The 11,800-nt window shown below is 58.6% G+C and carries 15 protein-coding genes; 2 read left to right on the top strand and 13 right to left on the bottom strand.

What is annotated here, in order from left to right; translation table 11 throughout:
- Positions 1-2 precede the first annotated feature (2 nt).
- Positions 3-239 carry an acyl carrier protein gene (locus tag MRBLRC7O_RS14975; RefSeq protein WP_020810476.1) on the bottom strand — a complete coding sequence of 79 codons (237 nt, stop codon included), beginning with the start codon at positions 237-239 and terminating at the stop codon, positions 3-5.
- A gap of 310 nt (positions 240-549) precedes the next feature.
- Between MRBLRC7O_RS14975 and MRBLRC7O_RS14970 the strand changes: the two genes are divergently transcribed.
- A complete protein-coding gene (locus MRBLRC7O_RS14970) occupies positions 550-1,647 on the top strand; it encodes an acyltransferase family protein (protein WP_020810477.1) in 1,098 nt (365 codons plus the stop codon).
- A 380-nt stretch (positions 1,648-2,027) separates the two neighbouring features.
- Here MRBLRC7O_RS14970 and MRBLRC7O_RS14965 read toward each other — a convergent pair whose 3' ends face one another.
- The 12 genes from MRBLRC7O_RS14965 to MRBLRC7O_RS14910 form a co-directional block, all read right to left on the bottom strand.
- Complete coding sequence (locus MRBLRC7O_RS14965; RefSeq protein WP_020810478.1) at positions 2,028-2,315, bottom strand: hypothetical protein; 288 nt, start codon at positions 2,313-2,315, stop codon at positions 2,028-2,030.
- Positions 2,316-2,863: 548 nt separating this feature from the next.
- Entirely contained in the window at positions 2,864-3,004 is a 141-nt protein-coding gene (locus MRBLRC7O_RS14960; RefSeq protein ID WP_003508140.1) for a hypothetical protein, read from the bottom strand.
- A 96-nt stretch (positions 3,005-3,100) separates the two neighbouring features.
- Positions 3,101-3,316 (bottom strand): hypothetical protein, encoded by a 216-nt coding sequence (locus tag MRBLRC7O_RS14955; protein ID WP_003508141.1) that lies wholly within the window; start codon positions 3,314-3,316, stop codon positions 3,101-3,103.
- A gap of 35 nt (positions 3,317-3,351) precedes the next feature.
- Positions 3,352-3,588, bottom strand: coding sequence for a 30S ribosomal protein S21 (gene rpsU, locus MRBLRC7O_RS14950; RefSeq protein ID WP_020810479.1), 237 nt, complete (start codon positions 3,586-3,588; stop codon positions 3,352-3,354).
- A 28-nt stretch (positions 3,589-3,616) separates the two neighbouring features.
- On the bottom strand, positions 3,617-3,907 hold the full coding sequence (locus MRBLRC7O_RS14945) for a hypothetical protein (protein ID WP_031233945.1): 291 nt from the start codon (positions 3,905-3,907) through the stop codon (positions 3,617-3,619).
- A 109-nt stretch (positions 3,908-4,016) separates the two neighbouring features.
- Positions 4,017-4,226 (bottom strand): cold-shock protein, encoded by a 210-nt coding sequence (locus MRBLRC7O_RS14940; RefSeq protein WP_003508146.1) that lies wholly within the window; start codon positions 4,224-4,226, stop codon positions 4,017-4,019.
- A gap of 281 nt (positions 4,227-4,507) precedes the next feature.
- Positions 4,508-4,678, bottom strand: a complete 171-nt coding sequence (locus MRBLRC7O_RS14935; RefSeq protein ID WP_003508147.1) for a hypothetical protein — start codon at positions 4,676-4,678, stop codon at positions 4,508-4,510.
- A gap of 337 nt (positions 4,679-5,015) precedes the next feature.
- Positions 5,016-6,251, bottom strand: coding sequence for a Gfo/Idh/MocA family protein (locus tag MRBLRC7O_RS14930; RefSeq protein ID WP_020811352.1), 1,236 nt, complete (start codon positions 6,249-6,251; stop codon positions 5,016-5,018).
- Positions 6,252-6,270: 19 nt separating this feature from the next.
- Positions 6,271-7,092, bottom strand: a complete 822-nt coding sequence (locus MRBLRC7O_RS14925; protein WP_003508150.1) for a sugar phosphate isomerase/epimerase family protein — start codon at positions 7,090-7,092, stop codon at positions 6,271-6,273.
- A gap of 24 nt (positions 7,093-7,116) precedes the next feature.
- Complete coding sequence (locus MRBLRC7O_RS14920) at positions 7,117-8,280, bottom strand: dihydrodipicolinate synthase family protein (RefSeq protein ID WP_020811351.1); 1,164 nt, start codon at positions 8,278-8,280, stop codon at positions 7,117-7,119.
- Between the two features lie 10 nt (positions 8,281-8,290).
- Positions 8,291-9,433 carry a Gfo/Idh/MocA family protein gene (locus MRBLRC7O_RS14915; protein ID WP_020811350.1) on the bottom strand — a complete coding sequence of 381 codons (1,143 nt, stop codon included), beginning with the start codon at positions 9,431-9,433 and terminating at the stop codon, positions 8,291-8,293.
- Positions 9,434-9,678: 245 nt separating this feature from the next.
- Positions 9,679-10,389 carry a TetR/AcrR family transcriptional regulator gene (locus MRBLRC7O_RS14910; RefSeq protein ID WP_003508154.1) on the bottom strand — a complete coding sequence of 237 codons (711 nt, stop codon included), beginning with the start codon at positions 10,387-10,389 and terminating at the stop codon, positions 9,679-9,681.
- A gap of 117 nt (positions 10,390-10,506) precedes the next feature.
- On the opposite strand from MRBLRC7O_RS14910, the gene MRBLRC7O_RS14905 reads away from it, so the two are divergent.
- Entirely contained in the window at positions 10,507-11,796 is a 1,290-nt protein-coding gene (locus MRBLRC7O_RS14905; protein ID WP_020810283.1) for an ABC transporter substrate-binding protein, read from the top strand.
- Positions 11,797-11,800: the final 4 nt, after the last annotated feature.

Genomic DNA, 11,800 nt, shown 5'->3' with positions numbered 1-11,800 from the left:
GGTCACGCCTTGTTTTTTTCGATGAAACGGATGGCGTCGCCGACGGTCAGGATCGTGCTTGCGGCGGAATCTGGAATTTCCACTCCGAATTCCTCCTCGATTTCCATGACGATCTGAACCGTCTCCAGGGAATCCGCACCGAGATCGTCAGCAAAATTGGCATCGTCCACCACATTGGCGGGGTCGGCGCCAAGCTGGTCCACGATGATTTTTCTGATACGTTCTGCAATGGTGGACATGGTGAGACTCCGAGAAAGTTGTTTGCCGCCGAACCCGCCCGATCTGAATTTGCGCCGAAGATATCCAAGTGAAATCAAGCTGAATTCAAAAGGACAGGCCGCAGAGTCAAAGGGTCAAAAGATCGATGACATCCGGACGTAGCACGCCTTTCGCAGCCGCGAAAGGGTGTCGATCACCCTTTAGTACCCTATAATAATACGGGATGTTTGCCACGTTAACCAGTTTGTGACTGGCAGCGGCAAACCGCTACGCGCTAAAGCTCGTTGCTTGTGAACTTTTAAATCCACCAGCCACACCGAGCCTCACGCCATGGTCCAGTCGTCCCCGGAACGCTTCATATTGCTCGACGGCATAAGGGGAGTGGCTGCCCTTTTCATCGTCCACCGCCATGCCGAGGATCTGTTCGGGAAAAGCACTGCTTCGAGCTATCTCGCCGTGGATTTGTTCTTTGCGCTCAGCGGTTTCGTGTTGGCGCATGCCTATAGCCGGAAGCTGAGCGAAGGGGCGATTACACCGGGCTTTTTTTTGAAGGCGCGCTTTGCGCGTCTTTACCCTCTTTATGCGCTGGCGCTGGCGTTGATGGCGGCTTATTTCATCTGCCTCTACGTGCTGGGCGTGCCGACGCCGATCGACGATCTGCATCGTCTGGTCGATCCCGGCGAGCTCGCTTTTGCCCTTTTCACGGGGCTGCTGTTTTTGCCGGCGCCCTTCACGCTGACCCTGAACGGCGCGTTGTTTCTCGTCAGCCCTGCATGGTCGCTTTTCAACGAACTGGTGGTGAATGCGTTTTATGCCCGCTGGGGTGTTCGGGCCACGACGAGACAGACCGCTGTGGTGCTCACCGTCAGCGCGCTTGTGCTGATGGTGGCGGCCGCCGAGTTCGGCCGTTTGCATGCGGGGTTTCGCTGGCACGAAATGTATGCAGGCATGGGCCGGGTGTTCTTCTCGTTTTTTGCCGGCGTGCTGATTTACCGTTTCCGCAATCGCGTACCGCAGTTGAAACCCTTTCAGGCGGCGCTTTGCCTTCTGCTGGTCTGTTTCATTCTGGCTGTGCCCATGTCGCGCGAGCTTCGGCCGTTCTTCGATCTTGCGGTTGTCCTGTTTGTCTGGCCGCTGCTGCTATTCGTGGCCAGCAAGACGGTTCCGGGGCGCGGGGTGGGAATGGTGTCGGTGTTTCTCGGCACGGCGTCCTATGCGGTCTATGTGCTGCATATTCCGCTTCTCGCCTGGACGGAGTTTCTGATCCCGGCGGGGCACAGGGAAAATCTCGCTCTGCCGGCGGGCATTGTTTTTCTCATCGCCACGACGTGCCTGTCATGGTGGCTGACGGTCTATTATGACCAGCCCGTTCAGAAATGGTTGAAGAACCGGTTGAGAAAGCGGAGTGAAATCCGCCAGCCGGTATGATCCTGCCTTGCGGCTGCGAACCTCAATAATGGGCGAAAATCGGGGCTGTCAGCACGAAAGCTGCGACGAGGCTGATGATCGTCAGTTTCGCCGCTCGCATGCGGCGCATTTTGCGGCCGCTCCAGTCATACGTCATACTCACCTCCACGCAGACGCAAAACTTACCGGCATGGGGACAGTCGGGACCCGGCGCAGGCCGGTCATGGTCCCGCAACTCACCTGATGCACATTCCATACCCAAGCTTCCCGGATGCGCCTGATCGCGCGCGGGACGCTCAATTTCAGTGTTGCCTGATATACGGCTTTTGCCAAGCCGTTATTTTCATCAGTGATTTTGAAGGCCGCTTCGCGTGGTTGCCACGAAAAGGGCGGCAACAGCATCACCGGTAAAGAGGCGGCAGACCCTGAATGGCATAACGCGGCAGCGGTCTCCACGGTCTTACGCGTTCATGTTTGTGAACGCCGAACAGAAACAGCATTTCCTCCGAGATATCGGCGGGGTCGGTCAAGCCATCCTGAAAGAGCTGGATCACCTTGCGGGCGGCATTGTTGTAGAGAACGATTTCGTCATCCATGGTGTGGCGATCATAACCGAGACCCTCCAGCACGGACTGGAGCATTTTGAGGTCCTGCGATGTGATGATGCAATTTTCATATGCGGAAGACATGGCGTCCTCCTTTCTTGTGAGGTTCACAAAAGCCGGAGCGTCGCGCTGCCATCCGGAGATGGTGCGAGGACGCTTCAACGCCTTGAGACGCGGGCAGCGTCAGGGAAACCGTTGCCGGCCCGTGGCGTCATGCATGTCGCGTGAATTCCGAATCGCTTCCCTGGTGGTCAGCAGGCGTGACAGGGCTGGAAATACAGCAGGCCTGACGGTGGCAACGCCCTTTAATTGCCGATGAAGAAGCGTGCACCGTTTATGGGGAATAGGCAAGTTAATTCCGTTACCGCAGGGAAGATGCAGCATTCGCTGCCGCAGGCAACAAAAAAGGCCGGGGCAATATTGCACCGACCTTCCTCATATCGCTCTCAACACCAGTGCCAGTACATCCGTGGTCAAAAGTCTGAAGCGACTAAAACAACTGCGAACATCGATTTCATTCGCGCTCACCAGCAGTTGCCATGAGAGCTATTTAAACTGGCAATGTGGCCAAAACAAGTCCGGCGCCTATCGCGATGTTTTTATTCGTCGTGGCTTGCCGGCTGCGCGTCGCACTACTTCTTTTTGCCGTCCGCTGTCGTGGCATTTGCGAACTTGACCTGCGAACCGGCTGGCGGCGCTGCAGCCACTTTCGCCGTCTTGTCCTTCTTCGGTTTTCGGACTTCCTTGTTACTGCGCAATTGACCCTTGGCCATGGTGTCCTCCTCCTGTTGGATTGATGGGGCCTTGAGCGGGTATGAGATAATCCGTTCAAGACCCGTTCGATCGTCGATGCTGGAAATCCCGTCCGGCTATTTCTTGCCGGATCGTTTTTTTGCGGAAACGGGCGTGTCGGTTATGATCGTCGCTTCCTGGGCTTCGCGAAGCTGGCGAAGGCGTTCCGTTTTGCGGGCGCGCTGAGCGGCCTCGGCGTTTATGATCTGCTTTGCGGCGCTATCCGTCAGTGACGCCTTGTCCTGCGCGGATAGTTTGCCGGGTTTGAAAAAAGCTTCTTTTGTCGCAGCCATGGCATTCTCCTTTACGGAAGAGCAGTATCGAACGGCTAGCGGGGGCGGGCAACCTTTTTGGGGGCGGGCAACAGCCCTTCGCGCTGCATTTTTTTCTTCGCCAGCTTGCGGTGGCGGCGCACGGCCTCTGCTTCTTCGCGGACGCGCTTTTCCGAGGGCTTTTCATAGGACTGCCGGGCCCGCATCTCGCGGAAAATGCCCTCACGCTGCATTCTCTTTTTCAGAACGCGAAGGGCCTGCTCTATATTATTGTCTCGAACGAGTACCTGCACGAATATCTCCTTTATGCAGCCGCAGCTGCTATTTTCTGATTTTAATCCTGTCCGGATTGATCCAGCTCGATCCCGTTTCGCGCGCCGATGGGCTTTCGCTGTTGCGCGACGGCGATGGCGCCGAGGTGGGCGCACTTATTTCATCGAGTGCGACGTTGCGCTCGAAATTTTCATGCTGGAAACGCACCCTGTAGCGTACAGTTCCCTGCGCTTCGGGCAGGATCGATACGACCCTGCCAGGACCGTCGGGCTGGTTGTTGCCCAGCACGCCTGGCTTCAAGAATATGGCATCGCCGCATCGGTAGGGATTTTTACGCATGAGGACCTCCATGGCCCAAAAACAAAAGGCCGGGCTTTGACCCGACCTCTCACAATCACTTAAACCTGCAGCCAGTACATCCGTGGTCTGCGGGGTCAAATGACGAATATCAAGCTGCCTGAAGGTTGTCAGCCGAGCTCTTGCCGGACCGACGGTCCTGGACGATCTCGTAGCTGATCTTCTGGCCGTCGTTCAGCGAACGCATGCCAGCGCGCTCAACAGCGGAAATGTGAACGAAAACGTCCGTGCCGCCGTTGTCAGGCTGAATGAAGCCGAAGCCCTTGGTGGCGTTGAACCACTTTACAGTACCAGTGTTCATAACGATTTCCTTTCGTAGAATCGTTGTGGTTCCCGCGATACCTTGCGGGATAAGATCGATTATTTGAGAGGAAATCCGACGGGGAACAGTCTGTTCCAGAACGACGTCACAAGCAATGGTCGATATCCAAAATATAGGCTCAATTTTTGATTTTGCAATGGGCGGAGAACAAAAAAGCACCGGCGAGCCACTGCCCAGCGGGTAAGTATCTGGTTCAGGACACTATTTCCCGATCGCCGCAGAGTCCTTCGGGCTTGGCGCGGCCCTCCGTCCCGTGCGCATCAACCCGCGCCGGGAGACACGTCTTTCTCACGGTCATCCGGCAGGCTGCCCGCGCCCGGCGTCTTGTCATAGTCGGTGAGGGAGGGTTTGGCATGCGGGCCGGCGGGGGGAATGTCGTTCGGGCTGGAAGGCCCTTTTTCAACGGTTTTCGATTTCTTTTTCTTCGTCATATTGCGTCCTCCTTCTTGCAGGGAAAACGCCGGAGAAAAGGTACTGGTTCCGCCTCCACGCCGCGCGGGCGCGTTTTTCCGCCATCAGCGGCGGGAACGCGGTTTTTTCTCTTCCCGGTTCATATCTCGCCCCACCCATTTGAAGAATACGACGAGGCTGACGCCGATGATGATGAGCGGAACGAAGGATTCAAAACTGGACATGACTCACTCTTTCTTCCCCCGGCGATCATTTTATCGGCAGGGAAGAAGCGCGTAATCTGCGGAATATCGTCCGTTCTTTTTTGGTAATTGCCGTCTGCGGCCCATCTGTCGACGAGGCCGCAGGCTGTCGCGGCTAAACTGGCAGCGATTTCACCGCCGCTGTGCCGCCCTCACGGGCGCTTTTCAGCGCGGCCACGCCTGTCAGAACGGACATCGCGCCGGCGCGTGAACCCGCCCGCTGCCGCAGCCGGTCGTTCGAGCCCGGCTTGAAGATCATGTCTCGCATGCGGTTGTCGCCGCCATAGTGGCCGCCTGGCTCATGCGGCACCCATATGCGTTCAACACCGCCGCCGAAGCTTTTCACCAGCAGGATTTCGTCGGCCGGCGGCTCCGTCCAGGGCTGCTTTTCATATTGGCGCATTTCGATACGGCCTTTATGGCCGTTGAAGGCAATATGGTGGCCCTCGATCGGCATATAGGTGTTGAGCGAATAGGAGACCTGCACGCCGCTGGCGTAGCGGATCGAGGCGCTCATGGTGTCGGGAATGTCGATTTCCTCGCGGAAGACGCAGGCATCGCGCATGTAACCGTCCACCGCCGAAGGGTCCTCATAGAGAGCATCGAGAAAAGGATCGGCGCCCAGATCCATGAAATAATCGCACTCGCTTTTGTGCGGACAGGTGCGACAGCGTGTTCCCCGGAACGGGCCGTTCTTGCCATAGTGCAGCAACTGTCCGAAGCCCTTCACTTCCACGGGATCGGAATCGAGATACCAGTTCAGAAGATCGAAATGGTGGGTGGCCTTGTGCACGAACAGGCTGCCGGAATGTTCGGTAAAGGCGTGCCAGCGGCGGAAATAATCCGCGCCGTGCTGGTTATCGAGATACCAGTGAAAATCGACCGAGGTGACGGTGCCGATTGCACCCTCATCGATCAGCTCCTTGATGCGTGCGGCGGTGGGAGAAAAACGATAGTTGAAGGAGACATCCACACGGCGGCCGCTTTTCGCCTCCGCCGCGCGAATGCGGTCAATCTTTTCCGGGGTGGTGGTCATGGGCTTTTCGCTGATGACATCGGCCCCACCTTCCAGCGCGCGGATGATGATGTCGTCGTGAGTATCGTCAGGCGTGCAGACGATGACGAGTTCCGGGCGCTGCTCTTCCATCATCCGGTCGAAATCGTCGTAAAGCGGCGCGCTTGATCCCATCATGGCGCGGGCGCGTTCGGCGCGCATCAGGTTCAGGTCGCAAATGCCGACCAGTTCGACATAGTCGCTCCAGCCGGCCAGCAATTCGCGGCCCCACATGGTGGTGCCGCGATTGCCGGTGCCGACCAGCGCATAGCGTTTGCGTTTCACCTTTTCAGGCATTTGCTCTCTCCCGGATATATCAACAAACAGTCTTGAAACGCTCCACCACGGTGGCGAGGACCTCGTCCACCGGCCGCGCCTGCCAGCGATGCGAAAAGATTTCCACTTCCTGCGGGCCGTGGAAGCCGGCGGCCTCGATCATGGCGCGAAATGCCTTAAGGTCAATCACGCCGTCGCCCATCATGCCGCGATCATTGAGCGGATCGGTGGTAGGCACCAGCCAGTCGCAGATGTGATGCGCCAGAATTTGCCCGTTCCTTCCCGCACGCGCCACTTGCTCCTCCAGTTCAGGGTCCCACCAGACGTGGTAGACATCGATCGCAACGCCTGTTCCCGACCCTAACCTGTCGCAGAGATCGAGCGACTGTTTCAGCGTGTTGAAGCAGGCGCGGTCGGCGGCATAGAAGGGATGCAGCGGTTCGATGGCCAGCGGGACGCCGGCGGCGCGGGCATAAGGGAGCAGTTCGGCCATGCCGTCTTCCACCATCTGCCGCGCACCTTTCAGATCGCGCGAGCCGGCGGGCAGGCCGCCCACGACAAGCACAAGGCAATCGGCTTTCATCGCGGCGGCTTCATCGACGGCGCGTTTATTGTCTTCGATGGCGATGCGGCGGCCTTCGGCATCGTGGGCGGGGAAAAAGCCGCCACGGCAATGGCCGCTGAGACGCAGCCCGTTCCGTTCGACGATGCGGGCGGCTTCGGCAAGCCCGACACCGTGCACCTGCTCGCGCCAGGGCGAGATGGCGGTGATGCCGTGCGCAAGACAGGCATCGACAATAGCGCCGAAATCGCCACCCTGCCGCACGGTGGCGAAATTGATGGAAAGGCCTTCAAGGCTCATGTCGGTATCTCCCCTCGTTCTGTTTCAGCTGATACCCCGGACGGCGAGAAACGCCTTCATGCGCTGCGTCGCCAGATCCGGCTCTGCAAGCACATTGGCTTTGTCCGCCAGCCGGAAAAGCTCGGCGAAATGCTGCGTGGAGCGGGTGCTTTCCTGGCCGCCAACCATGGTGAAATGGTCCTGTAACCCGTTGAGGTAGGCGAGAAACACTACACCGGTCTTGTAGAAGCGGGTCGGGGCCTTGAAGATATGGCGCGAAAGCGCCACCGTCGGCTCCAGAATGTCGAAGAATTCATTGTCCGCGCCACGCTTCAGGCTGGCCAGCGCTTTGGAGGCGGCCGGCGCAATGGCGTCGAAAATGCCGAGCAGCGCATCCGAATGGCCCTGTTCGTCGCCGGCGATCAGTTCGGCATAGTTGAAATCGTCGCCGGTATACATGCGCACGCCAGCCGGCAGGCGACGACGCATGACGATTTCCTTTTCCTTGGAAAGAAGCGAAATCTTGATGCCGTCGATCTTGTCGGCATTCTCCTCGATCATGGCAAGGCAGGTTTCCATGGCCGTCATATGGTCGCCCGAACCCCAATAGCCCTCCAGCGCCGGGTCGAACATTTCGCCCAGCCAGTGGATCACCACTTTTCCTTCCACACGGGAGAGAACCCTGGCATAAGCCCTCAGATAATCATCCGGCGAGCGGGCGGCAGCGGCCAGCGCGCGGCTGGCCATCAGGATCACGCGTCCACCTTCTCCCTGAACAAAATCAAGCTGTTCAAGGTAAGAGTCGACAATCTTGTTGAGGTCGTAACCACTGCCATTGAGATGGTCGGTGCCCACCCCGCAGGCAATCAGCGCATCCTTGCGGTTGGCGGCTTCCTTCAGCGAACGGGAGATGAGTTCCTGCGCCTGCGGCCACGCCAGCCCCATGCCGCGCTGCGCCGTATCCATCGCCTCGGCGACACCGAGGCCGAGGTCCCACAGGCGGTGACGGAAGCGCAGCGTGGCGTCCCAGTCGATGGCGGGGGTAAGCCACGGATCATTATCGGCAAGCGGATCGGCCACCACATGGGCGGCGGCGAAAGCGACGCGGTTGAAATCCGCAGCACTTCGTTTTTCAACGGCGACCGGCGTGCCTGAGAGTTTGTAGACCTCGATGCTGCGGTCGTCTTTCGGAAGCTTGAGCTCGCTCACATCAGCCTCCTCAGGAAAGGGCGGGAACGTCGAGCCAGCGGCGTTCCTTCCACGATCTCAGCCCAAGTTCGGCAAGCTGCACGCCCTTCACACCTTCCATGAGGCCATAGGGCCACGGATCATTGTCGACGAGGTGGCGCACGAACATTTCCCACTGCGCCTTAAAGCCGTTGTCGTAGACGACATTGTCCGGCACCTCCTGCCAGGTCTTGTAGAAATCGATGGTCTGTGGCTGGTCCGGGTTCCACACCGGCTTCGGCGTATTGGTGCGGTGCTGGGTAAAGCATTTGGTCAGGCCCGCCACCGCCGAACCATGGGTGCCGTCCACCTGGAAGGTGACGAGGTCGTCGCGGCGCACCCGCACCGCCCATGAGGAGTTGATATGGGCAATGGCGCCGCCTTCCAACTCGAAGGTCGCATAAGCGGCGTCGTCAGCATCCGCCACATAAGCGCGGCCCTGCTCATCGAAACGTTCCGGAATATGGGTGGCGCCGAGGCAGCTTACGGATTTCACCGGTCCGAACAGATTGTCGAGCACATAACGCCAGTGGCACAGCATATCGAGAATGATGCCGCCGCCATCTTTCAGGCGGTAATTCCAGGAGGGCCGCTGCGCCGGTTGCCAGTCGCCTTCAAAAACCCAGTAGCCGAATTCGCCGCGCACGGAGAGGATTTTGCCGAAAAAGCCGCTGTCGCGCAGCATGGCGAGCTTGCGCAGGCCCGGCAGGAACAGCTTGTCCTGCACCACGCCATGTTTGATGCCGGCGCTTTCGGCGAGCCGGGCGATGGCCAATGCCTCTTCCATCGTGTCAGAAATGGGTTTTTCGCAATAGACGTTCTTGCCGGCCTTGATGGCTTTCTCCAGCAGGCTGCCGCGCATCTGCGTCGTGCCGGCATCGAAGAACAGTGTGTCATCGGGGTTTGCGAGTGCAGCGTCGATGTCGGTCGTCCAGCGCGCGACATTGTGCTTTTTGGCGATTTCTTCGATCTTTGCGCCGTTGCGGCCGACCAGAATGGGGTCGAGCATGACCCTTTCACCGTTCTTCAAAAGCACGCCGCCCTGATCGCGAATGGCGAGAACGGAGCGCACGAGATGCTGGTTGTAACCCATGCGGCCGGTGATGCCGTGCATGATGACGCCGATACGTTTCATGAATTTCCTCCCAAGGCGGCCTTTTCCCGAAAGCCGCTTCTGTCAAACATGGAAATTTGTAACCATTTGGTTATTTGTGGTCGTGAAGGATGCGATCTGTCAAGGTGTTTTCGACAGGAAAAATTCGTCTTGTGCGAACTGTCGCGTTTACGTAGCGCCACCGCGCCGCAAAAGAAAACGACGCGCTTCGCGGATGCGAATGGCGCGTCGTCGCTGTTGTTAAAGAGGAATTCGGTTCGGCCGGCTCAGACCGGCCGCACTGCAGCAAGCAGGGTATCGACGATGTGCTGGCCCCAGCGTTCCAGCTCGGCCGGATCGGTGAGGTCGCGCTGGAAGATCGTCGACAGCGTGAACCGGTTCGAAAGATAAAAAGCGCCGAGCGAAGCGATGGTCAGATAGACGTCGATCGGATCGAGGCCATCACGAAATTCGCCCGCGTCGCTACCGCGCCGCAGCACGTCCTCGAGTTCTGAAATAAAATTCGAATGCATCGCCGCAATCGTCGGAGATTGCCTGAGATATCGGGCTTTATTGAGGTTTTCCGTGGCGAGGATGCTGAGGAATTCGGGATGGTCGAGGAAGTAGTGCCAGGTGAAAAGCGCAAGCTCGCGCAAGCCCTCCGACGGGGCCTTGCGGGTCAGGTCAAGCCGTCTTTCGGTGTGGCGGATATGGCGATAGGCATCCTCCAGAACGGCGAGATAAAGCGCATCCTTGTCGCCGAAATAATGGTAGATCATCCGCTTGTTGGTGCCGGCGCGCCGGGCGACGACATCGATTCGAGCCCCCGCCAGCCCCTTGGCGGCCACCTCGCGACGGGCGGCTTCGAGAATGGCGGCGCGCGTTCTTTCCGGGTTTCGCACCTGTGTCGTCGCGCGTTTGCGCTTGGGCGACGGTGTATTCTCCATGGCCGGATCGGGGGCCGGATCGGACGGCTGGTTTTTTGTCGTTTCTTCCATTTCAGCACCCGCTTGACAATGTTTGCGATCAGTGTTCCCATGTAACCAATTAGTTATAAAACGGCAAGTGTCGTTTACGTTCATCATCAATTGGCAGTCAATAGGGAGGAGTTGCCAATGCCCATGATGCTTCACAGGAGAGGCGTGCTTTCAGCAGGGCTTGCGGCCCTGTCGCTTGCGACATTGGGAGGGGGGTCGGCGCAGGCGCAGGCCGCTCGCCTTAGAATGTTGTGGTGGGGTTCGCAGGAGCGCGCTGATCGCACCAACAAGGCGATAGCAGCCTATAAGCAGGTCAAGCCGGATCTCGACATCGCCGGTGAATTTGCGGGCTGGAGCGACTACTGGCCGCGCCTGGCAACGCAGGTTGCCGGCCGCAATGCGCCTGACCTGATCCAGATGGATTATCGCTACATCTTCGAATATGGCCGCCGCGGCGCGCTGGCGCCGCTGGATGATTATATCGGCAAGGGCCTGAAGATCGAAGATTTCGGCAAGATGAACATCGATTCCGGCCGGGTCGATGGCAAGCTCTACGGCATCAATCTCGGGGTCAATTCCAGCGCTGTCTTCTTCGATAAGGCAGCCTGGGAAAAATCAGGCGCAACGCCGCCGGCGATCGGCCAGACCTGGGAAGAGTTTGCCGAAAACGCCGCCAAGCTCAGCAAGAACAAGCCGAAGCCCGGTTATTACGCGACGGCCGACGCCAGCGGCGTGGAGCCGAGCTTTGAAAACTGGCTGCGTCAGAACGGCAAATCGCTTTACACGCAGGATGGCGGCATCGGCTTTGATCCGACCGATGCGACCAAGTGGTTCACCCTGTGGGCGGATCTGCGCAAGAGCGGCGCCTGTGTGCCCGCCGATGTGCAGGCGCTTGACCAGCTCAACATCGAAACGAACCCGCTGACGACGGGCAAGGCGGCAACCGCATTTGCCCATTCCAACCAGTTCGTCGGTTATCAGAAGCTCAACAAGTCCAAGCTTGCCATAAGCTCCTATCCGAAGAGCACGAAGGATGGCCCTTCCGGCCATTACCTGAAACCTTCCATGCTCATCAGTGTCGCCAATGGCAGCCCCGGCATTGAGCAGGCTGTCGGCTTCATTAATTTCCTCGTTGCGGAACCACAGGGTATCGACATTCTCGGCGTCGAGCGCGGCGTTCCGGCATCGGAATCCATGCGCAACCAGCTGAGCAGCAAGCTCGACGAGGTCAGCAAGATCATGGTGGACTATATCGCCGAGATTACCCCCGGCGTCGGCGATCTGCCGCCGGCACCGCCTCCGGGCGCGGGCGAATTCGCCTTTGTCCTCAAACGCACGGCGGAGGAAGTCGGTTTCGGAAAGATCACGCCGGAAGAGGGCGGTGACCGCCTCGTCAAGGAATCCGAAACCGTTATCAAACGGAAGTGATGGT

The organism is Agrobacterium radiobacter (assembly GCF_040801995.1).
In the GTDB taxonomy this organism is placed as follows: Bacteria; Pseudomonadota; Alphaproteobacteria; order Rhizobiales; family Rhizobiaceae; genus Agrobacterium; species Agrobacterium radiobacter.
This window is presented reverse-complemented; position numbering and strand designations above follow the sequence as displayed.

Excerpts from the sequence above, each read along its gene's own strand:
- MRBLRC7O_RS14975 (WP_020810476.1), bottom strand. The coding sequence starts at position 239 with ATGTCCACCATTGCAGAACGTATCAGAAAAATCATCGTGGACCAGCTT.
- MRBLRC7O_RS14970 (WP_020810477.1), top strand. The coding sequence starts at position 550 with ATGGTCCAGTCGTCCCCGGAACGCTTCATATTGCTCGACGGCATAAGG.
- MRBLRC7O_RS14965 (WP_020810478.1), bottom strand. The coding sequence starts at position 2,315 with ATGTCTTCCGCATATGAAAATTGCATCATCACATCGCAGGACCTCAAA.
- MRBLRC7O_RS14960 (WP_003508140.1), bottom strand. The coding sequence starts at position 3,004 with ATGGCCAAGGGTCAATTGCGCAGTAACAAGGAAGTCCGAAAACCGAAG.
- MRBLRC7O_RS14955 (WP_003508141.1), bottom strand. The coding sequence starts at position 3,316 with ATGGCTGCGACAAAAGAAGCTTTTTTCAAACCCGGCAAACTATCCGCG.
- MRBLRC7O_RS14945 (WP_031233945.1), bottom strand. The coding sequence starts at position 3,907 with ATGCGTAAAAATCCCTACCGATGCGGCGATGCCATATTCTTGAAGCCA.
- MRBLRC7O_RS14940 (WP_003508146.1), bottom strand. The coding sequence starts at position 4,226 with ATGAACACTGGTACTGTAAAGTGGTTCAACGCCACCAAGGGCTTCGGC.
- MRBLRC7O_RS14935 (WP_003508147.1), bottom strand. The coding sequence starts at position 4,678 with ATGACGAAGAAAAAGAAATCGAAAACCGTTGAAAAAGGGCCTTCCAGC.
- MRBLRC7O_RS14930 (WP_020811352.1), bottom strand. The coding sequence starts at position 6,251 with ATGCCTGAAAAGGTGAAACGCAAACGCTATGCGCTGGTCGGCACCGGC.
- MRBLRC7O_RS14925 (WP_003508150.1), bottom strand. The coding sequence starts at position 7,092 with ATGAGCCTTGAAGGCCTTTCCATCAATTTCGCCACCGTGCGGCAGGGT.
- MRBLRC7O_RS14915 (WP_020811350.1), bottom strand. The coding sequence starts at position 9,433 with ATGAAACGTATCGGCGTCATCATGCACGGCATCACCGGCCGCATGGGT.
- MRBLRC7O_RS14910 (WP_003508154.1), bottom strand. The coding sequence starts at position 10,389 with ATGGAAGAAACGACAAAAAACCAGCCGTCCGATCCGGCCCCCGATCCG.
- MRBLRC7O_RS14905 (WP_020810283.1), top strand. The coding sequence starts at position 10,507 with ATGCCCATGATGCTTCACAGGAGAGGCGTGCTTTCAGCAGGGCTTGCG.